Source organism: Curtobacterium sp. C1 (assembly GCF_021049325.1).
GTDB lineage: Bacteria > Actinomycetota > Actinomycetes > Actinomycetales > Microbacteriaceae > Curtobacterium > Curtobacterium citreum.
Map to the genome: position 1 here is coordinate 2,030,080 of NZ_CP088076.1, position 19,780 is coordinate 2,049,859.

The following is a 19,780-nucleotide window of genomic DNA, read 5'->3' on the forward strand; positions in this document are numbered from 1 at the left end:
CGAACGCCTCCTCGCCTCACTCATCCGCCGCTCACTCGGTGAGCAGCACTCCCTCGCGCCCTGCGGGAGGTGAAGAATGAGCCCGATCGACGTCGTCATGCTGATCGGCGGCATCCTGCTGACGCTCGGCACGGGTGTGTTCGTGGCGTCCGAGTTCGCCCTCGTGAACCTCGACCGCGCCGAGGTCGAGGCACGTCGGGACCGCGGCGAGTCCGGCCTCGGGCCGGTCATCGGCGCGCTCAAGGTCACCTCGACACACCTGTCGAGCGCGCAGCTCGGCATCACGCTGACCACCCTGCTTACCGGCTACCTGCTCGAGCCCTCGATCGCGACCCTGCTCGAGGCGCCGTTCCTCGCACTCGACCTGCCCGAGGCGATCGTCGAGACCGTCGGGTCGATCGTCGCCCTGGTGATCGCGACCCTGCTGTCGATGATCCTCGGCGAGCTCGTCCCGAAGAACTTCGCGCTGGCCCTGCCGCTGCAGACCGCGAAGCTCGTGGTGCCCCTGCAGGTCGCCTTCACGACGGTGTTCAAGCCCGCGGTCGCCGTGCTGAACGGCACCGCGAACGCCGTGCTCCGGTCGATGGGCATCGAGCCGCAGGAGGAGCTGTCGGGTGCCCGGAGCGCCGAGGAGCTCAGCTCGCTCCTCCGCCGGTCCGCGTCCGAGGGCTCGCTCGAACAGGACACCGCGACGCTCCTGCAGCGCACCATCGCGTTCTCCGAGCTCAGCGCGAGCGACGTGATGACCCCGCGTCCGCGCCTGTCCACGATCCGGGTGTCGGAGTCCGCCGAGGACGTCATCGCGCTGGCGCGCCGCACCGGCTTCAGCCGCTTCCCCGTGATCGAGGAGGACGCGGACGACGTCGTCGGGCTCGTGCACGTCAAGCAGGCCGTCGCGGTCCCGCGCGAGAAGCGCGCCGAGGTCCCCGTCGGCGCGCTCATGACCGAGGCCGAACGCGTCCCGGAGACCATGCCCGGCGACACCCTGCTCGCCGAGGTCCGGAGCCGCGGCTACCAGATGGTCATCGTCGTCGACGAGTACGGCGGCACCGCCGGGGTCGTCACGCTCGAGGACCTCGTCGAGGAGATCGTCGGCGAGGTGTCCGACGAGCACGACCGCGCCCGGATCGACGTCGTCCGCTCCCGCGGGTGGCTGACCTTCCCGGGGCTCCTCCGGCCGGACGAGCTCGAGGACCGCGCCGGCGTGCGCGTCCCCGAGGACGGTCCGTACGAGACCGTCGGCGGGTTCCTCATGTCGACGCTCGGCCGCCTGCCGGTCGTCGGTGACGAGGTCGCGATCGAGGACGGCGTCTTCCGCGTCGAACGCCTGGACGGCCGCCGCATCGACCGCATCCGCTGGACCCCGATCCACCCCGACCCGACGCCGACCGGCAGCACCGCGACCACGCAGCGCCCCGCCACCGGCATCATCATCCCGGCCACGAAGGAGGGCACCCGATGAGCGCCGCAGTGTCGAGCGGGGTCGTCCTGGCCGCCGGCGAGTCCGCCTCGAGCAGTTCCGACTGGTGGGGCATCTTCTGGCTCGTCGTGCTGCTGCTCGGCAACGCCTACTTCGTCGCCGCGGAGTTCGCCGTGATCTCCGCGCGGCGGTCGCAGATCGAACCACGCGCCGAGGCCGGCTCGAAGGCCGCGCAGATGACCCTCTGGGCGATGGAGCACGCGACCCGCATGCTCGCCACCACCCAGCTCGGCATCACGGTCTGCTCGCTGCTCATCCTCAACGTGTCCGAACCGGCGATCCACCACCTGCTCGAGGTCCCGCTCGGCCTGACCGGGTGGAGCGTCGAGGTGATCGGCATCGTCGCGTTCGTGTTCACGCTGCTGCTCGTCTCGTTCCTGCACGTGGTGTTCGGCGAGATGGTGCCGAAGAACATCTCGTTCTCGATGCCCGACCGCGCCGCCCTCGTGCTCGTCCCGACGCTCTGGTACATCGGGCACGCCCTGCACTGGGTCGTCGTCGGCCTGAACGAGGTCGCGAACGCCGTCCTGCGCCTGTTCAAGGTCGAGCCGAAGGACGAGGCCGTGAGCGCCTTCACCGTGGAAGAGGTCCAGACCATCGTCGAGCAGTCCCGCCGCGAGGGCACGCTCACCGACGACGGCAAGCTCGCGATGGCGTTCGAGTTCACCGAGAAGAAGGTCAAGGACGTCGCGGTGCCGATGTCCGAGCTCGTCACGCTGCCCGACGACGCCACCCCGGCGGACGTCGAGCGCTCCGTGGCGCAGCGCGGCTTCTCCCGCTACGTGCTCGTCGGCGACGACGGCGACCCGACCGGCTACGTACACGTCAAGGACGTCATCGACCTGCGCCCGGACGAGTTCGACGACCCGGTGCCGCCGAAGCGCATCCGGCAGCTCATCTCGCTGTACACGGAGATGGACCTCGAGGACGCCCTCGCGACCATGCGGGCCGCCGGGCGGCACGTGGCGCGCGCGTTCGACGCGGACGGGCGGACGCTCGGCGTGCTGTTCCTCGAGGACATCCTCGAGGAGCTGGTCGGCGAGGTCCAGGACGCCACCCGACGGCGCTGACCCGACGTCGGTCGGTCCGGGCCACGAACGGACGGGAGGCACGGTGCCAGCTGGCACCGTGCCTCCCGTCCGCCGTGGGGTCGCGTCGCGCGACCCGGCGCTACCAGCTGACGGGCAGCGGCTTGCCCTCCTCGTAGCCCGCAGCGGACTGGATCCCGACCAGTGCCCGCTCGGAGAACTCGGCGAGGGACGACGCCCCCGCGTACGTCGCCGAACTGCGGATGCCCGTGGTGATCATGTCGAGCAGGTCCTCGACGCTCGGGCGCTCGGGGTCGAGGTAGATCGTCGACGACGAGATGCCCTCGGCGAAGAGTGCCTTGCGCGCGCGCTCGTACGGGTCGAGCCGCTCGAAGCGCTCCCGCACGGCCTTCGCCGACGCCATGCCCCAGCTCTCCTTGTACGCCTTGCCCGCGGCGTCGCGGCGCAGCACGCCCGGTGCCTCGAGCGTGCCGGCGAACCACGAGCCGATCATGACGGCCGAGGCCCCGGCGGCCAGCGCCAGTGCCACGTCCCGCGGGTAGCGGACGCCGCCGTCGGCCCAGACGTGCGCGCCGAGCGAGCGCGCGGCCGCGGCGGTCTCGAGCACGGCGGAGAACTGCGGTCGGCCGACGGCGGTCATCATGCGCGTGGTGCACATCGCGCCGGGGCCGACACCGACCTTGATGATGCTCGCGCCGGCGTCGACGAGGTGGGCCACGGCGTCCGCGGTGACGACGTTGCCGGCGACGATCGGCAGGCCGAGGCCGAGCGAGGAGACGGTCCGGAGCGCGCGGAGCATGCCCTCCTGGTGTCCGTGCGCGGTGTCGAGGACGAGCACGTCGACGCCGGCGGCCGCGAGGGCCTTCGCCTTGGCGGCGACGTCGCCGTTGATGCCGACCGCGGCTGCGACCCGGAGGCGACCGTCGCCGTCCACGGCGGGCGCGTAGATGTCGGAGCGGATCGCGCTCGTCCGGCTGGTCGTGCCGACGACCCGGCCGTGCCGGACGACCGGGGCGAAGTCGACCTCGGCGGCGGACAGCACGTCGTACACGTGGCGGGGCGAACCGGCGTCGTCGGCGTCGATCGCGGTGGAGGCCCCGTGCAGCAGGTCGCCGAGCGTGGCGTCCGGACCCGCGGTGGCGAGGCGACCGGCGGGCACGCAGCCGAGGTACTCCCCCGACGCGTCCCGCACGACGACCCCGCGGCCCGCGACCGGCAGGAGCTGCTCGAGGGCCTCGGCCACGGTCGTGTCGGCGCCGAGGTCGTAGGGGGTGTCGAAGTCGACCGGCTGGTCCTTGACCCACCGGATCGCGGCGTCGAGGTCCTGCAGGTGCATGTCCTGCGGCAGCACCCCGAGCCCGCCGCGTCGGGCGAGCGTGGCGGCCAGCCGGGGGCCGGTCACCGAGTTCATGTTCGCGCTGACGATCGGGATGGTCGCGCCGGTGCCGTCGTTCGTCGAGAGGTCCACGTCGAAGCGGCTCGTCACGCCGGAACGGCTCGGGACGAGGAAGACGTCGGAGTAGGTCAGGTCGTGGGTCGGCCGCGTCTCGTAGAACCTCATGGAGTCCACTGTACGGCTCCGCAGGGGCGCGGGATCCCCGGTCCGACGGGCGTGCGCAGCCCCGACACGCGCGGGGTGCCGGGAGGCGCGACCCGCCCCCGCCTCGCACCGGACGGTCATGACGGAACGGCTAGGCTGGCGGGCAGTGCGGAGCAGGGTTGCCCCGCACGACACACACGAGCATCTATCGACGGAGAGTGGGCGATCGGCTGTGTCGAGCCATCTGACGGGTACGGACGAGACCGCGGGCGAATTCGGGGCGAACGAATGGCTCGTCGACGAGCTGTACGAGCAGTTCGTCGCCGACAAGGAGTCGGTGGACAAGTCCTGGTGGCCCGTCCTCGAGAGCTACCACCGGTCGCAGGGCGCCGCAGCCGGCGGCAACTCCCCGGCACCTGCGCAGCAGCAGGCGGTCCCGCAGCCCGAGACGGCCGCGCAGCCCCGGTCCGCCGCGCAGCCCGCGGCCGCGGCGCAGCAGCCCGGCGGCCCGATCCAGGCGAAGACCACGTCGAAGCAGCCGTCGCCGCAGCCGATCCCGGCCGAGGCGAACGACGCCGCCGACGACCACGACGAGACCCACGAGGACGTGGCCACCCCGCTCCGCGGCATGGCGAAGACCCTCGCGTCGAACATGGACGCCTCGCTCACCGTCCCGACCGCGACGAGCGTGCGGACGATCCCGGCGAAGCTCATGATCGACAACCGGATCGTGATCAACAACCACCTGCGCCGGGCGCGCGGCGGCAAGATCTCCTTCACGCACCTGATCGGCTGGGCGATGGTCCAGGCGCTGAAGGACTTCCCGAGTCAGAACGTCTTCTACGAGGAGCGCGACGGCAAGCCCTTCGTCGTCGAGCCCGCGCACGTCGGCCTGGGCATCGCGATCGACGTCCCGAAGAAGGACGGCACGCGCTCGCTCCTCGTCCCGAGCATCAAGCGCGCCGAGACGCTGACGTTCGGCCAGTTCCTCTCCGCCTACGAGGACCTCGTCAAGCGCGCGCGTGACAACAAGCTCACCCCGGCCGACTTCCAGGGCACGACGATCTCGCTGACGAACCCGGGCGGCATCGGCACGGTCCACTCGGTCCCCCGTCTCACGAAGGGCCAGGGGTCGATCATCGGCGCCGGCGCGCTCGAGTACCCGGCGCAGTTCCAGGGCTCCGCGACGAAGACGCTCGTCGAGCTCGGCGTCGGCAAGACCATCACGCTGACGAGCACCTACGACCACCGTGTCATCCAGGGCGCCGGGTCGGGCGAGTACCTGAAGAAGGTGCACGAGCGGCTCATCGGCGAGCACGGGTTCTACGAGGGCATCTTCGCCGCGCTCCGGATCCCCTACAAGCCGATCCAGTGGGCGAACGACATCAACGTCGACCTGGCGCACCGGGTCAACAAGACCTCGCGCGTGCAGGAGCTCATCAACAGCTACCGCGTCCGCGGGCACCTGATGGCGGACATCGACCCGCTCGAGTACCGGCAGCGCACGCACCCGGACCTCGAGATCGAGAACCACGGGCTGACGTTCTGGGACCTCGACCGCGAGTTCGTCACGGGCGGTCTCGCCGGCACCACGAACGCGCCGCTCCGCGACGTGCTCGGGATCCTCCGCGACGCCTACTGCCGCACGGTCGGCATCGAGTACATGCACATCCAGGACCCGGAGCAGCGCCGCTGGGTGCAGGCCCACATCGAGGTCCCCTACTCGAAGCCGTCGAAGGACGAGCAGCTCCGCGTCCTCGGCAAGCTCAACGAGGCCGAGGCGTTCGAGACCTTCCTGCAGACGAAGTACGTCGGCCAGAAGCGCTTCTCGCTCGAGGGCGGCGAGTCCACCATCGCCTTCCTCGACACGCTGATCCAGCACGCGGCGACCTCCGGCCTGTCCGAGGTCGCGATCGGCATGGCCCACCGCGGCCGACTCAACGTGCTGACGAACATCGCCGGCAAGACCTACGGCCAGATCTTCCGGGAGTTCGAGGGGTCGTCCCTGCCCGGCGCCGTCTCCGGGCAGGGCTCCGGCGACGTGAAGTACCACGTCGGCACCGAAGGTGTGTTCCGCGCGTCGGACGGCTCGTCGATCCCGGTGACGATCGCGGCGAACCCGTCCCACCTTGAGGCCGTCGACGGTGTGCTCGAGGGCATCGTCCGCGCGAAGCAGGACCGCACGCCCCCGGGCACCTTCGGCGTGCTGCCGGTGCTCGTGCACGGCGACGCGGCCATGGCCGGCCAGGGAGTCGTGGTCGAGACGCTGCAGATGTCGCAGCTCCGCGGCTACCGCACCGGCGGCACCGTCCACCTGGTGATCAACAACCAGGTCGGGTTCACCACCCCGCCGGAGTCCGCCCGCACGTCGGTCTACTCGACCGACGTCGCGAAGACGATCCAGGCGCCGATCTTCCACGTGAACGGTGACGACCCCGAGGCCGTGGCCCGCGTCGCAGAGCTCGCCTTCGCCTACCGCGAGGAGTTCCACCGCGACGTCGTGATCGACCTGGTCTGCTACCGCCGCCGCGGCCACAACGAGGGCGACGACCCCTCGATGACGCAGCCGATGATGTACAACCTCATCGAGGCGAAGCGCTCCGTCCGCACCCTGTACACCGAGGCGCTCGTCGGTCGCGGCGACATCACCCAGCAGGAGTACGACGAGGCGCACCGCGACTTCCAGGACCGCCTGGAGCGCGCCTTCGCTGAGACGCACGAGGCGCAGACCGGCACGATGCCAGTGGTCACGGGCGACGACGCCGGTGCGGTGGACGGCCTCGAGCGGCCGACCGCACAGCGCGACGACTCCGAGGTGGACGTGCACGAGACCGCGATCTCGGAGGACCTCGTCCGGGCGATCGGCGACGCGCACAGCAACCCGCCCGCCGGGTTCCAGGTGCACCCGAAGCTCCAGCAGCTCCTCATCAAGCGCACCGAGATGACCCGCTCCGGCGGCATCGACTGGGCGATGGCCGAGCTCATGGCGATCGGCTCCGTCCTCGTCGAGGGCAAGCCCGTCCGACTCGTCGGCCAGGACGCCCGCCGCGGCACGTTCGTCCAGCGCCAGGCAGTCTTCCACGACCGGTCGAACGGCCAGGAGTGGCTGCCGCTCGCGAACGTCAGCGAGGACCAGGCGCGCTTCATGATCTACGACTCGCTGCTCAGCGAGTACGCGGCGATGGCGTTCGAGTACGGCTACTCGGTCGAGCGTCCCGAGGCGCTCGTACTCTGGGAGGCCCAGTTCGGCGACTTCGCCAACGGCGCCCAGACCGTGATCGACGAGTTCATCTCGTCGGCCGAGCAGAAGTGGGGGCAGCGCTCCGGCCTGGTCCTGCTGCTGCCGCACGGCTACGAGGGCCAGGGGCCGGACCACTCCTCGGCACGTATCGAGCGGTACCTGCAGCTCTGCGCCGAGGACAACATGATCGTCGCGCGTCCGTCGACGCCGGCGTCGTGGTTCCACCTGCTCCGCCGTCAGGCGTGGGCGCGCCCGCAGAAGCCGCTCGTCGTGTTCACGCCGAAGGCGATGCTCCGACTCCGCCAGGCGACGAGTCCGGTCGAGGCGTTCACGAGCGGCGCGTTCCACGCGGTCCTGGACGACGACCGCGTGGCCGACAAGGGCACCGTGCGCCGCGTCGTGCTCCACTCCGGCAAGGTCCACCACGACCTCCGCGCCGAGCTCGAGAAGCAGGGCCGCTCCGACGTCGCCCTGGTCCGGCTCGAGCAGCTCGCACCGCTCCCCCTCGACGACCTGCTCGCGGTCCTCGCGGGCTACCCGGACGCCGAGGTCGTGTGGGCCCAGGAGGAACCCGAGAACCAGGGTGCCTGGCCGTTCGTCTGCATGGGGCTCTCGCCGCACCTCGACGGCCGTCCGCTCTCGGTCGCGGCTCGTCCGGCCAGCGCCGCCCCGGCGACCGGTTCGTCGAAGCGCTCGGCACAAGAGGCCTCGGACGTGATCCGCCGGGCCCTCGGCGAGGCGTAGCGCCGCACCACACCACACCGCGAAGCCGACACGGCCCGCCCCGGTCCTCCGGGGCGGGCCGCGCTCGTGTCGGGCTCGGTGCTACCGGAGCTTCGTGTACCGCACCCCGGCCTCGTGGTACCCGCGCTTCTGGTAGAAGCGGTGCGCGCTGTCCGTCGCCGCCGCGGAGACGGCGCTCAGGCGCCTCGCGCCCTGCTCACGCGCCCACGTCTCGAAGGTGTCGATGAGCGCGGAACCCGTCCCGTGCCTCCTGGCCGTGGGGTCGACCACCAGCAGCAGGAGCTGCGCCGTCGGCTCGTCGCTCGCGTAGGACCACGTGACCTGCGCACCCGCCACCGCGACGGCGCGCCCGTCGTCGCCGCGGACGAGCCACGTGCGGTGCCCCGCTGCGGGCGTGAGCCGCTCGAGCCGTGCGCGCATCTCGGGCTCGTCGACGACGTGCCCGAGCAGGCGGACGAGGGCGGTGACGTCGGCGACGTCCGTGTCGGACCAGGTGGTGATCGACTCGGCGGTGAGGGTCATGGGGCGACCCTACCGAGCACGGGCGACGTGTGACGACACGCCGCAGCGACGGTCAGTGGCTCGCCTGCTCCACCCGGATGCGCGCGAGGATCTCGGTGCGGAGCTGCTCCGGAGCCGTCTCCTTGCACGCGCGCTTCACGGTCTCCATGAGGACGACGCCGACGCGGTGCTCGCTCGTGCAGTCCTCGCAGGACTCCATGTGCTCGCGGATGTCCGCGGCGTCCTCGCGGCAGAGCTCGTCGTGCAGGAACTCCTCGAGCTCGGCCTTCGCCTTCGAGCAGTCGCAGCCGCTCATCGTGCGTCCTTCCCGTCGGAGCGACCAGTGGTCGCCGGTGTCTTCCGGCCGCGTCCGCGCATCGTCGTCGTCGACGCTGCGTCCGGGACGATGCCGGTCTCGCGTGCGTGGTCCGCCAGGAGCCCGCGGAGGAGCCGGCGGCCACGGTGGAGACGGCTCATGACCGTCCCCACGGGGGTCTTCATGATGTCGGCGATCTCCTGGTAGGAGAAGCCCTCGACGTCCGCGAAGTACACGGCCATCCGGAAGTCCTCGGGGATCGACTGGAGCGCGTCCTTCACGGCGGAGGACGGCAGGTGGTCGATCGCGTCGGCCTCGGCGGAGCGGGCGGACACCGACTGGGTGACGCTCTCCGCGCCGCCGAGCTGCCAGTCCTCGAGCTCGTCGATGGTGCCCTGGTACGGGTTCCGCTGGTTCTTGCGGTACGTGTTGATGAACGTGTTCGTCAGGATCCGGTACAGCCAGGCCTTCAGGTTCGTACCCTGGCGGAACTGCCGGAACGCGGCGTACGCCTTGACGAAGGTCTCCTGCACCAGGTCCGAGGCGTCGGCGGGGTTGCGGGTCATCCGCATCGCGGCGCCGTAGAGCTGGTCCATGAAGGGCAGCGCCTGGGTCTCGAACAGCGACCGCAGCTCGGACTCCGACACGGTCTTCTCGTCGGCGGGCTCGGCCAGTTCCTCGGCCGCGGCCTCGGCCTCGGCCTCGGCCGCTTCGGAGACCGCGTCGAGCTGCTCCTCGGTCTCCTCGACCAGGTCGTGCGGTGCTGCCTGCGGCTCGTCGGTGGTCATCGCGTCCCAGTCTAGGCGGACGGTCCCGACCTGCCCGGCGGCCACGAGCGTGCCCGCCGCCCCGCGCGAGCCGGGTACGACCGCGTCGTCGAGCGTCGTGACCGTGTCCCGCAACCGTGTCGACGGTCGCGCCAGTGTTGCTGTCGCCAATGGTCCTCCCGGTGCGTTCAGTACCCTGGTGAACCGATGGCCGACACGACGCATTCCCAGCAGCCCGATCCGTGGATCGCCCCGCGTGCGCGCGGGCCCCTGCACGGGGACGTCGCGCTCCCCGGCTCGAAGTCCCTCACGAACCGGGAGCTCGTGCTCGCCGCCCTCGCGGACGGCCCGTCGACCATCCGGCTCCCCCTGCACTCCCGCGACTCCGCACTCATGGTCGCGGGGCTCCGGCAGCTCGGCGTCGGCATCGAGGAACTCGAGCCGGCGCCCGGCACCGAGCCGAACCCGTACGGCCCCGACCTCCGGATCACCCCCGCCCCGATGCACGGCGGCGTCCGGGTGGACTGCGGGCTCGCCGGCACCGTGATGCGCTTCCTGCCCCCGCTCGCCGCCCTCGCCGCCGGGCCGGTCACGATCGACGGCGACCCCTACGCCCGGAAGCGGCCGATGGGCGCGATCATCCGCGCGCTCGTCGACCTCGGCGTGGACGTCACCGACGACGGCGACGGCGCGATGCCGTTCACGTTCACCGGGACCGGCTCGATCAGGGGCGGCGCGCTCACCATCGACGCGAGCGCGTCGTCGCAGTTCGTCTCCGGCCTGCTCCTCTCGGCGCCGCGCTTCGAGGCGGGCCTGCACCTCACGCACGTCGGCGACCGACTCCCGAGCCTGCCGCACATCGACATGACCGTCGCCGCGCTCCGCGCCCGCGGCGTCCGCGTCGACCAGCCGTCCGTCGGTGAGTGGGTCGTGCACCCCGGCCCGATCGCCGCGCGCGACGTCACGATCGAGCCCGACCTGTCGAACGCCGCGCCGTTCGCCGTCGCCGCCCTCGTGGCCGGCGGCACGGTGCGGATCCGCACGTGGCCCGCCGCGACGACGCAGGTCGGTGCCGACCTCGAGACGCTGCTGCCGCGCTGGGGCGCGACCGTGACGCGCGACGGCGACGACCTGCTCGTCGACGGCGGCGTCGGGATCCTGGGTGGCGCCTCCTTGCCGGGGGTGGACCTGGACCTGACCCGCGGTGGCGAGCTCGCCCCCGCGCTCGTCGCACTGGCCGCACTGGCGGACGCGCCGAGCGATGTCACCGGGATCGGTCACCTGCGCGGGCACGAGACGGACCGGCTCGCCGCGCTCGCGGCGGACGTGAACCGGTCGGGAGGCACGGTGCAGGAACTCGACGACGGCCTGCGGATCGCGCCGGCGCGGCTCCACGGCGGCCCGTGGGCCGCGTACGACGACCACCGGATGGCCACCGCCGGGGCGATCGTGGGACTCGTCGTCGACGGCGTCGCCGTCGACGACATCGGCTGCACCGCGAAGACGCTGCCCCAGTTCCCGGAGCTCTGGGCGGCCCTCGTGGCGACCGGCGCCTCCGACTCCGCCGACCGCGACGGGGCGTGACGGGCATGAGCTGGTGGGACGACGTCGACGGTGACGACAGGGACGACGACGAGCCGTACGGGCAGTACGAGTCGAAGGTCCGGATCCGGCCGAACCCGAAGGGCAACCGTCCGCGCACCAAGACCCGGCCGACGTACGACGACGCGACCCGCGGCTGGGTGACGAACGTCGACCGCGGCCGGTTCGGCGTGCTCGTCGACGACGCCGTGATCACCGCGACGAAGGCCCGCGAGCTCGGCAAGAAGTCCGTCGTGACCGGCGACCGCGTCTCGCTCGTCGGCGACGTGTCCGGTGAGCCGGGCTCCCTCGCGCGCATCGTGAAGGTCGACGAGCGCACGACGCTGCTCCGCCGAAGCGCCGACGACACCGACGAGGTCGAGCGCGTCATCGTCGCGAACGCCGACCAGATGCTCGTCGTCGTGGCGGCGGCCGACCCGGAGCCCCGGCCCCGGCTGATCGACCGGTACCTCGTCGCCGCGTTCGACGCCGGCCTCGACCCGGTGCTCTGCGTCACCAAGACCGACCTCGCCGACCCGGCACCGTTCCTCGCGCACTTCGCCTGCCTGGACCTGCGCATCGTCACGAGCCGCTCGGACGACGTGCCGTTCGAGGCCCTGCACGAGGTCCTGGACGGGCGCGTGACGGTCACAGTCGGGCACTCGGGCGTCGGCAAGTCGACGCTCGTGAATGCGATCACCGGGTCCACCCGCGCGACGGGCGTCGTGAACGCGGTCACCGGCCGTGGGCGGCACACCTCGTCGTCGTCGATCGCCCTGCGCGTGCGCGACGGCGGCTGGATCATCGACACCCCCGGCGTCCGGTCCTTCGGCCTGGGGCACGTCGAGCCCGCGAACGTCTTCCGGGCCTTCGCGTCGCACGCCGTCCCGGTCCGCGAGCCCGCCGACGGTATCCCGCTCGACCAGGCGCACGACTGGGAGATCGTCGACCGGGTGCAGGACGGCGAGCTCGGGCCGACCGGTGTCGAACGGCTCGACTCCTTCCGGGCACTCCTGACGGGCATGGGCGCGGACGACCCCGGCGCGGACTGACCCGGGCGGCACGGGTGTACAGTCGTCCCTCGTGTCAGAAGTTGCAAAGTACAACTTGGTGGTCACCCCGAACCCCGAGCTCCGTCCGTCGCACCACCACGCCGACCACGCCGCGCCGCGTCCGCCGCGCCGCCCGTCCGGTCCGTCGGTCCTGCGCCCCGAGCACCTCGGGCGGACGCTGCGCGGCTTCGGGTCGCACATCCTCGTGCCCCTCTTCCTCGCGGTCGGTATGACCCTCGCGTACCTCGGCGCCTTCCACGCACCGACGCCGCACGAGCTCCCGGTCGGTGTCGTCGGTCAGGGCGCCGCGGCGCAGGTCTTCGCCCAGACCGTCACGGACGGCTCCGACGGCAAGCTCGTCGCCCACGTCGTGGCCTCGCCCGCTGCCGCCGAACAGCAGGTCAGGGACCGCGAGCTCGCCGCCGTGTACGCGCCGACGACGGACGCGGCGACGCTGTACGTCTCGTCCGCCGCGAGCGAGACGACCGCGTCCGCCGCGCAGAAGGCCTTCCTGCCGATCGCCTACGAGCAGCACCTGCCCTTCACGGTGCAGGACGTCGTCCCGACCGGACCGGAGGACCCCACCGGCCAGGGCCTGTTCTTCCTGCTCGTCGGCCTGAGCGTCGGCGGGTACGCCTCGGCCATCGCCGTGGCCGCGGTCGCCACGCGCCTCCGGGCGTTCTGGACCGTCGTCGTCGGTGCCGCGACCGCTGCCGTGGTCGCCGGCATCGGCACGATCGTCGCCGGCCCGGTCTACGGCGTCGTGCCGGACCACCGCTGGCAGGTGTTCCTGTTCGCCTGGCTGTACGACGCGATCGTCATCGCGCTCGGTGTCGGCCTGCACCCGCTGCTCGGCCGGTGGACGACACCGATCCTCACGATGCTCTTCGTGATGCTCAACTTCACGAGCTCCGGCGGGATCTTCCAGCCGACGTTCCAACCCGGGTTCTTCGCGGCCCTGAACACCTTCTGGAGCGGCGCAGCGTGGCTCCAGGCCGCACAGGACCTGGTGTACTTCCCGGGGTCCTCACTCGGCCGTCCCGCACTCGTGCTGACGCTCTGGCTCGCCGTCGCGGTGCTGCTCGGCGTCGTCGTGCACGGCCTCGCCGCACGTCGGAGCCGCCTCGCCCGGGAGCGCGCGGTCTCGCGCTACGAGGAGGAGTCGGTCGTCGCTGCCTAGCGCCGTCCGCCCTGCACGACCCGGCCGCCGGTACGCTGACGCCGTGGACCTCAGCGCCGACCTGGACTTCGCCCGCTCCCTCGCCGACACCGCCGACGCGATCAGCCTCGAGCGCTTCCGCGCCGCGGACCTGCACGTGTCGAAGAAGGCCGACAGCACGCACGTGACCGACGCCGACCAGGCGGTCGAGCGCGCCCTGCGGGACCGGCTCGCCGCCGAGCGGCCGGACGACGCGTTCCTCGGCGAGGAGACCACCGCGGACACCGGCGCCGAGGCCACGAGCGAGGGACACCGGCAGTGGGTCGTCGATCCGATCGACGGCACCGCGAACTACCTGCGGGGCGTCCCGGTGTGGGCGACCCTCATCTCCCTGGCCGTCGACGGCCGTCCGGTGCTCGGCGTGGTCAGCGCGCCCGCGCTCGGGAAGCGCTGGTGGGCCGCCGAGGGGCTCGGCGCGCACTCCACCGACGGCCCGCTCCGGGTCTCGGGCGTCGCGGAGCTCGCCGACGCGAGCATCAGCTACAACAGCATCCAGCAGTGGGACGACGACGACCGGCTCGACGCCCTCGTCGCGCTCTCCCGGAGCGTCTGGCGCACCCGCGCGTACGGCGACATGTGGTCGTACATGCTCGTGGCAGAGGGCGTGCTCGACGTCGCCGGCGAGCCCGACCTCAAGCCGTGGGACATGGCCGCCCTCGTGCCGATCGTCGAGGAGGCCGGCGGGCGCTTCACCTCGCTCGACGGCGACCCCGGCCCCTGGCACGGCAGCGCGCTCGCGACGAACGGGCTCGTGCACGACGCCGTCGTCGAGGTCGTCCGCCGCCCCTGACCGCGTCGGCCCCGGACGTACCCCTCCTCCGGGGTGCGAACGCGGCACCGGACCAGCCCCCTGGGGAACGGTCCCGACACACGGGCACGTCATGTACCCCAGCCCGGCACACGACTCGGTGCGCCGCGCTGGACGCCCCGCCACACGACCCCCCGGACTGGGGACAACCCGATCGGACAACTCGTCGCCGCGGCCCTCGAAGTGGTGCCGGACCTGGGTTACTGTGACGGCAGCGTCAGGTCGGAGACTGCCTGGGATTCCCTAGGTCCGAAAGCGGTGTCGGACCCGTCGTGTCTCGTCCAGAAACCCTAACCCGAGGGGTGGTACAGACGATGTCTTCATCGTTCCCGCGCGGAACCGAGTGCACCCTCACTCGTCGTCCGCATCTCGTTCCCGTCCATCCCGGCGCGCGCACCCTCGCCGCCGCGACACCCGGGGGCCGGTGAGTCATGGCACTCACCGGTCGCCGTCTCGAGGTCGACCGGATCGCGACCCTCGCAGCACTCCCTCGTGAGTGCGCGATGGTCGTCGTCGGCGACCCTGGTTCCGGACGCAGCAGCGTCCTCGACGCGGTCGCGAACCGCGTCGCCCTCCCCGTCGTGCGCGTCGGTGTCAACGGGACCGAGTCCCGCTGGCCGCTCGCCGGCGTGACCTCCCTGTTCACCGCGCTCGACGACCCCCGTGCGTCGGCCCACATCGCCCTGCTCCTGGAGTCCGACGCCCCGGGCTCCGGCTCGGGCGGACTCGCTGCGGCGCACGACTTCCTCGAGGCCGTGCAGACGCTGACCCTGCCGCCGACGGTCGTCCTCATCGACGACCTCGACCGGATGGACGCCGAGAGCCAGGAGCTCATCGCGTTCCTCGCCGGTCGGCTGGCCGGCACGGCCCTGCGCCTGGTCGCCACGGTCCGCTCGGTCCCGTCGGACGGGCCGCTCGCGTCCCTGCCGACGCTGCGGCTCGAACCGCTGACCGCCGACGAAGCACTGGTCGCGGCGCGCTCGATGGCGCCCGCGGACGCGAACGAGGGCGTCCTCGCCGTGCTCGCCCAGGAGACCGGGGGCAACCCCGGCGCCCTCCGCGAGCAGGTCGACGCGCTCACCCCGGGGCAGCGGACCGGCACCGAGCCGCTCCTGCTCCCCCTGCGTCCGACGGCGACCGGCGAGGCGATCGCCGACCGTTCCCTCGAGCACGAGAGCGAGGGAGGACGCGATCTGGACGTCCTCGCCCGCCTCGCGCTCGCCCCCGTCGCCCGCACGGCGGCGTGGGACCGGGACAGCGTCGACGACCTGGCCGACGCCGGGCTCGTCGCGGTGCGCGGCCAGAGCGTCACCGTCCGCGACCCGCTCGTGCGATCGGTGCTCTGGTGGCGGATGTCCGCTCGACAGCGGCGCGCCGGGCACACCGAGCTCGCCGGCGTGGTCGCGGAGTCCGACCCCCGTGCGGCGGCCTGGCACCGCAGCTTCGTCGACGACGTCCCGGACGTGGTCGGTCTGCTGACCGCGGCCGCGGGCTACGTGGCGGACGGCGTGCCGAACGCCGCAGTGGCCCTCGCCGAGCGCGCCCTGCACGTCGGCTCCGGCTGCGAGGACGAGCGCGCGGCGCTCCTGGGCGTCGCCGAGGCGATGCTCGCGAACCGCATGCTCGGGCTCGCCGCACGGTACCTGGCCGCGATCCGGCCGTTCCGCCGGACCGCCGACGAGGTCCGCCGCCTGCGGCTGCTGTACTCCGTGCAGTACCTGCGCGGCGAGGTCGTGCACGCGGACGAGCTGCTCGTGCCCGTCGCCCCGGACGCACCCGAAGCGCCCGCGGCGGCAGGACTCCTCGCGACCGTCGCGAGCTTCCGCGCCGAGTCCTGGGACCTCGAGCAGGCCCGCGACCTGCTCGCCCGGGTCGAGGCGCTCCGCCCGGCGGTCGACGCGCACACCGCGGAGATCGCCACGGCGGTGTCGCACCTCGTCGACGCGATCGACGGCACGCTCGCGCCGGACACCGAGCTCTACGACGGCCTCGCGACGTCGCAGCTGCTCGCACTGTCCGACCCCGCGCTGCTCCTCGTCGCGCACGCCCTGAGCCTCGGCGAGCGCCACCGCAGCGCCCGCCGGGTGTTCGCCCTGGCGATGGCCCGCAGCCAGGAGACCCAGGCGGTCTGGACCGAGGCCGCCCGCTACCTGTCCGCCGAGAACGAGCTGCGTTCCGGCAACTACCGGCAGGCGCTCCGGGCGATCGACGTCTGGGACGCCGCGGCCGGTGCGGACGGGCGTCCGCCGGAGGCCTCCCGGGCGCTCGCGATCGCGTACCGGCACTTCGCCGAGGGGCGCTCCCACGAGGCCCTCGAGGTGGTGGACCGGTGCCTCGCGCAGCGGTCGACGAACCAGCTGTGGGCCACGACGGCGAAGCTGCACGCGCTCCGTGGGCGGGTGCTCCTGCTGGACGGCCGGGTCGAGGAGGCCGTGGTCGCCCTCGAGGCCGCGGACGCCGTGGGCCGCTCGATGCGGAACCCGACGATGCTCCGGCACCTCGGCGACCTCGTCGAGGGCTACGTCCGGGCCGGTCGGACGGACGACGCACGCACCGTGACGGCACGGCTCGCGGCGGACCACCACGCCCGGCCGTCGCGGTGGGGTGCCCTGGTGCTCGCCAGGAGCCTGGCGCTCGTCGCGGACGACACGACCCGCGACGCCGCGCGGCGCCGTGCGCTGGAGCTGTTCCAGCCGCACGACTCGCAGTACGAGCGGGCCCGCACGTTCGCGGCGCTCGCCTGCGTCGGCACCGCGGCGGAGCGTCCGCGGCTCGGTGCCGCTGCGGCGGCGTCGTACGAGGCAGCCGGGCTCCGGCGGCCGCTCGTGACGCCGGTCGCGAGTGCGGCGATGCCGTCCTTCGCGCCCCCGTCGTCGGTGCGCTCCGTCCCGAGCGCGCAGGTGCCGGGATCCCCGCGGAGCGTGCCGGACGCGTCGGCGGTGCTCACGACGCTCACGGCCGAGGAGCGCGCGGTCGTGCAGAAGGTCACGGAGGGCTACCGCAACCGCGAGATCGCCTCGTCGCTGTTCATGTCGCAGCGGACGGTGGAGCTGCGGCTCACGCAGATCTACCGCAAGGTCGGCGCGCGCTCGCGCTCGCACCTGGTGGCGCTGCTCACCTGACGGGTCGCGTCCGCCACCGCGGTGACGTGGACGCGACCCCCTGACGGACGGGAGGCCCGGTACCAGCTGGTACCGGGCCTCCCGTTCGTCGTCGTCCCACCCTGGTGACCGCCGGGTCCGGTTGCGGGAGACCGCACGACCGTCGCCGCGGCGCACCGCGGCGGCGGGGAACCGCAAGAGGGGCGGGCGGCCGTTGCCGGGGCCTCCGCCGCGGTGGAGGCTGCTCCTGCACCGACCGTCGTGCCCCCTGGAGGGGACCCGTCCGCGGACCCTCGTCCGGTACCCGAACCGTCGGCCACGAACGCCGTCGTCCGTCCCCACCAGATCCGGGGGCGGGCGGCGGTCCGGCCGGCGGACCCGGACGCGCGGCAGACCCGACGGCGGTCGGTGCCGAACTCCCCCAGCAGTCCCACCGATCGGACACCAGATGTGCGGCATCATCGCGGCCCGTGTCACCGACGACGCCACCCCGTACCTGCTCGACGGTCTCGAGCGGCTCGAGTACCGGGGGTACGACTCGGTGGGCGTGGCGGTGCGGACGGCGGCCGGGACGATCGAGACGGTCCGCTCCGTGTCCCGCGGCGGCGACCTGCGGGCGCGCGTGGCCGAGCACGCGGCGACGGTCCCCGTGGCCCGCGCGGCGACCGGTGCGGGGATCGCGCACACCCGGTGGGCGACCCGCGGCGCGGTGAGCGAGCGGAACGCCCACCCGCACGCGGACTGCTCCGGGCGGATCAGCATCGTGCACAACGGGACGATCGCGAACGCCGGGCGCCTGCGTACGTCGCTCGAGGCGCAGGGGCACGTGTTCCGCTCCGAGGGCGACTCCGAGGTCGTGGCGCACCTGGTCGAGCGGGCGTTGACCGTCGATCCGGACCTCATGCTCGCGGTGCAGCTGACCGCGGCGCAGCTCGAGGGGTCCTGGGCGGTCGTCGTCCTGGACGCCCGGGACGGCCGGATGGTCGCGGCGGCCCACCGGTCGCCGCTCGTCGTCGCCCGGTCGGACCGCGGGGACTTCGTGGCGAGCGACGTCGGGGCGATCGCGCCGTGGTGCGAGACGTTCGTGCCGCTGCGCGACGGGGACGTCGTCGAGCTCGGCGAGGCGTGGTCCTGGTCGTCCGGTGGGCTGGCGGTCCCCGTGCCCTTCCCGACGCCGGCGCCCTTCGCCGCGGACACGCCGGACCGCGGGGACCACGCGGACCACATGGCGAAGGAGATCGGCGAGCAGCCGACGGTCGTCGCCACGATCCTGGACCGGGTCGGCCGCCGGACCGTCGACGGGAGCACCTGGGCCGGCCTCGGACTGCCCGCGTTCGACCGGTTGGCGGTCGTGGCGTGCGGGACGTCGCTGCACGCCGGTCAGGTCGTGGCGGGGGTGCTCCGGCGACTCGGGGGTGTCCCGACCGACGTCGTCGCGGCGAGCGAGTCCGACCAGGTGGTCCTCGCACCGGGCACGCTCGTCGTGGCGATCAGCCGGTCCGGTGAGACCGCCGACGTGCTCCGGGCGATCGACCGGTTCGAGGACCGCAACCCGGTCCTCGCGCTGACGAACGACGTGCACTCCTCGCTCGCCCGCCGCGCCGACGCGGTGCTCGACTGCGACGCGGGGCCCGAGGTCGGGGTCACCGCCACGAAGACCTTCACGGCGCAGGTGGTCGTCGGCGTGACCGCGGTCGTCTCGGCGCTCGTCGCCTCCGGGCGGCTCGATCCCGCCCGGGCGGCCGCCCTGGTCGACGAACTCGCCGAGCTGCCCGGACGGATGGCGGCCGCGGCGGCGGTCGCCGCCGACCGGGTGCCGCTGCTCGCCGCGACGGTGCGGGACGCCCCGGGCTTCCTGTTCCTCGGCCGGGGTCCCGGGCTGCCGTACGCGGCGGAGGGCGCCCTGAAGACCACCGAGCTGAGCTACCGGTGGGCCCAGGCGCACCCCGCCGGCGAACTCAAGCACGGACCGCTCGCACTCGTCGACGAGGGCATCCCGGTCGTCGTCGTCGACCACGGCGACCACCGGCTCCGGGCGGACGTCGCCGAGGTCCGGGCCCGCGGGGCGCTCGTCGTCACCATCGGCGGCGCGGACTCCGACGTCCCGGCGCTCACGGCGTCCCGGAACGCGACCGCGGACCTCGCCTGGGGCCGCGGGACCGCTCCGTGGGGGCCGGTCGAGGCGGTCGTCCCGCTGCAGATGCTCGCCCGGGAGCTCGCGCTGCAGGCGGGGTGCGACGTCGACAAGCCGCGGGGCACCGCGCGGGCGGTGGGGGGCGCATGGCCCGTCACACCCGGGTGAACCGGGTGACGGTGTCCGTCGCCGTCACGGCCGCACTCGTCGTCCTCGTCACGGTGGTCGTGGTGCTCGTCGCCGTCCT

Annotated in this window: 13 protein-coding genes; 9 read left to right on the top strand and 4 right to left on the bottom strand. The window is 73.1% G+C overall.

The window, feature by feature from the left end; translation table 11 throughout:
* Nucleotides 1-76 precede the first annotated feature (76 nt).
* Complete coding sequence (locus LQK89_RS09790; protein ID WP_058740682.1) at nt 77-1,462, top strand: hemolysin family protein; 1,386 nt, start codon at nt 77-79, stop codon at nt 1,460-1,462.
* Nucleotides 1,459-2,550: a hemolysin family protein gene (locus LQK89_RS09795; RefSeq protein WP_231048990.1), complete on the top strand. Its 1,092-nt coding sequence runs from the start codon at nt 1,459-1,461 to the stop codon at nt 2,548-2,550. Before LQK89_RS09790 ends, LQK89_RS09795 begins: the two co-directional genes overlap by 4 nt.
* A gap of 100 nt (nt 2,551-2,650) precedes the next feature.
* Here LQK89_RS09795 and LQK89_RS09800 read toward each other — a convergent pair whose 3' ends face one another.
* Nucleotides 2,651-4,090 carry a GuaB1 family IMP dehydrogenase-related protein gene (locus LQK89_RS09800; RefSeq protein WP_175325968.1) on the bottom strand — a complete coding sequence of 480 codons (1,440 nt, stop codon included), beginning with the start codon at nt 4,088-4,090 and terminating at the stop codon, nt 2,651-2,653.
* Nucleotides 4,091-4,301: 211 nt separating this feature from the next.
* Between LQK89_RS09800 and LQK89_RS09805 the strand changes: the two genes are divergently transcribed.
* Nucleotides 4,302-8,054: a multifunctional oxoglutarate decarboxylase/oxoglutarate dehydrogenase thiamine pyrophosphate-binding subunit/dihydrolipoyllysine-residue succinyltransferase subunit gene (locus LQK89_RS09805; RefSeq protein ID WP_231048991.1), complete on the top strand. Its 3,753-nt coding sequence runs from the start codon at nt 4,302-4,304 to the stop codon at nt 8,052-8,054.
* 81 nt (nt 8,055-8,135) lie between these two features.
* On the opposite strand, the gene LQK89_RS09810 is transcribed toward LQK89_RS09805, so the two are convergent.
* The 3 genes from LQK89_RS09810 to LQK89_RS09820 are packed head-to-tail and all read right to left on the bottom strand — an operon-like array spanning nt 8,136 to nt 9,659.
* Nucleotides 8,136-8,576, bottom strand: coding sequence for a GNAT family N-acetyltransferase (locus LQK89_RS09810; RefSeq protein WP_144800937.1), 441 nt, complete (start codon nt 8,574-8,576; stop codon nt 8,136-8,138).
* 52 nt (nt 8,577-8,628) lie between these two features.
* On the bottom strand, nt 8,629-8,871 hold the full coding sequence (locus LQK89_RS09815) for a zf-HC2 domain-containing protein (RefSeq protein WP_174778114.1): 243 nt from the start codon (nt 8,869-8,871) through the stop codon (nt 8,629-8,631).
* Nucleotides 8,868-9,659, bottom strand: coding sequence for a sigma-70 family RNA polymerase sigma factor (locus tag LQK89_RS09820; RefSeq protein ID WP_231050780.1), 792 nt, complete (start codon nt 9,657-9,659; stop codon nt 8,868-8,870). The genes LQK89_RS09815 and LQK89_RS09820 overlap by 4 nt, the downstream gene beginning before the upstream one ends.
* 186 nt (nt 9,660-9,845) lie before the next feature.
* Here LQK89_RS09820 and aroA point away from each other — a divergent pair, with 186 nt between their 5' ends.
* The 6 genes from aroA to glmS all read left to right on the top strand — a co-directional run bounded on the left by aroA (nt 9,846) and on the right by glmS (nt 19,701).
* Nucleotides 9,846-11,222 (top strand): 3-phosphoshikimate 1-carboxyvinyltransferase, encoded by a 1,377-nt coding sequence (gene aroA / locus LQK89_RS09825; RefSeq protein ID WP_231048992.1) that lies wholly within the window; start codon nt 9,846-9,848, stop codon nt 11,220-11,222.
* Between the two features lie 5 nt (nt 11,223-11,227).
* Nucleotides 11,228-12,271, top strand: a complete 1,044-nt coding sequence (rsgA, locus tag LQK89_RS09830) for a ribosome small subunit-dependent GTPase A (RefSeq protein ID WP_231048993.1) — start codon at nt 11,228-11,230, stop codon at nt 12,269-12,271.
* 31 nt (nt 12,272-12,302) lie between these two features.
* Nucleotides 12,303-13,451, top strand: coding sequence for a hypothetical protein (locus LQK89_RS09835; protein ID WP_231048994.1), 1,149 nt, complete (start codon nt 12,303-12,305; stop codon nt 13,449-13,451).
* Nucleotides 13,452-13,494: 43 nt separating this feature from the next.
* Complete coding sequence (locus LQK89_RS09840; protein WP_058740687.1) at nt 13,495-14,280, top strand: inositol monophosphatase family protein; 786 nt, start codon at nt 13,495-13,497, stop codon at nt 14,278-14,280.
* 449 nt (nt 14,281-14,729) lie between these two features.
* Complete coding sequence (locus tag LQK89_RS09845) at nt 14,730-17,420, top strand: helix-turn-helix transcriptional regulator (protein ID WP_231048995.1); 2,691 nt, start codon at nt 14,730-14,732, stop codon at nt 17,418-17,420.
* A gap of 427 nt (nt 17,421-17,847) precedes the next feature.
* Nucleotides 17,848-19,701 carry a glutamine--fructose-6-phosphate transaminase (isomerizing) gene (glmS, locus tag LQK89_RS09850; protein ID WP_231048996.1) on the top strand — a complete coding sequence of 618 codons (1,854 nt, stop codon included), beginning with the start codon at nt 17,848-17,850 and terminating at the stop codon, nt 19,699-19,701.
* Nucleotides 19,702-19,780 lie beyond the last annotated feature (79 nt).

Excerpts from the sequence above, each read along its gene's own strand:
- rsgA (WP_231048993.1), top strand. The coding sequence starts at position 11,228 with ATGAGCTGGTGGGACGACGTCGACGGTGACGACAGGGACGACGACGAG.
- aroA (WP_231048992.1), top strand. The coding sequence starts at position 9,846 with ATGGCCGACACGACGCATTCCCAGCAGCCCGATCCGTGGATCGCCCCG.
- LQK89_RS09795 (WP_231048990.1), top strand. The coding sequence starts at position 1,459 with ATGAGCGCCGCAGTGTCGAGCGGGGTCGTCCTGGCCGCCGGCGAGTCC.
- LQK89_RS09790 (WP_058740682.1), top strand. The coding sequence starts at position 77 with ATGAGCCCGATCGACGTCGTCATGCTGATCGGCGGCATCCTGCTGACG.
- LQK89_RS09815 (WP_174778114.1), bottom strand. The coding sequence starts at position 8,871 with ATGAGCGGCTGCGACTGCTCGAAGGCGAAGGCCGAGCTCGAGGAGTTC.
- glmS (WP_231048996.1), top strand. The coding sequence starts at position 17,848 with ATGTGCGGCATCATCGCGGCCCGTGTCACCGACGACGCCACCCCGTAC.
- LQK89_RS09800 (WP_175325968.1), bottom strand. The coding sequence starts at position 4,090 with ATGAGGTTCTACGAGACGCGGCCGACCCACGACCTGACCTACTCCGAC.
- LQK89_RS09845 (WP_231048995.1), top strand. The coding sequence starts at position 14,730 with ATGGCACTCACCGGTCGCCGTCTCGAGGTCGACCGGATCGCGACCCTC.
- LQK89_RS09820 (WP_231050780.1), bottom strand. The coding sequence starts at position 9,659 with ATGACCACCGACGAGCCGCAGGCAGCACCGCACGACCTGGTCGAGGAG.
- LQK89_RS09810 (WP_144800937.1), bottom strand. The coding sequence starts at position 8,576 with ATGACCCTCACCGCCGAGTCGATCACCACCTGGTCCGACACGGACGTC.